The 410-nt window shown below is 70.7% G+C and carries 1 protein-coding gene; it reads right to left on the bottom strand.

All coding sequences use genetic code 11. The features are described 5' to 3' along the window. Nucleotides 1-410: indole-3-glycerol-phosphate synthase (locus tag MWC30_RS22045; protein WP_368860931.1), on the bottom strand; the 410-nt coding region annotated here is incomplete at both ends.

Genomic DNA, 410 nt, shown 5'->3' with positions numbered 1-410 from the left:
GTGAGGCTCGCCGCGCGGAAGCGACGGAGCGCCTCGGCCGGTTCGCCGTCCTTGACCAGGGCTTCGCCGACCAGCACGGCGTCGGCGCCCTGTCGGGCATAGTCGGCGACCACGCCGGGACCGTCCACGCCGGACTCGGCGATGCGCACAGCCTCGGCGGGCAGGTGACGCGCCATCGCCTCATAGTGGACGACGTCCACGTCGAGAGTCTTGAGGTTGCGCACGTTGACCCCGACGATCTTCGCCTCGGCGGCCACGGCGCGCTCGATCTCCTCTTCGGTGTGCGCCTCCACCAGGGCGTTCATGCCCAGGTCGTGGGTCAGCGCGAGGAAGTCGCGCAGCTGGGCGTCGTCCAGCGCGGCGACGATCAGCAGCACCAGATCAGCCCCGTAGGCCCGGGCCTCATGGAA

The organism is Desulforhabdus sp. TSK (genome assembly GCF_022836495.1).
Lineage (GTDB): Bacteria > Desulfobacterota > Syntrophobacteria > Syntrophobacterales > Syntrophobacteraceae > Desulforhabdus.
The sequence above is the reverse complement of the archived record's forward strand: the minus strand, read 5'-3'. Positions and strand labels throughout refer to the sequence as shown.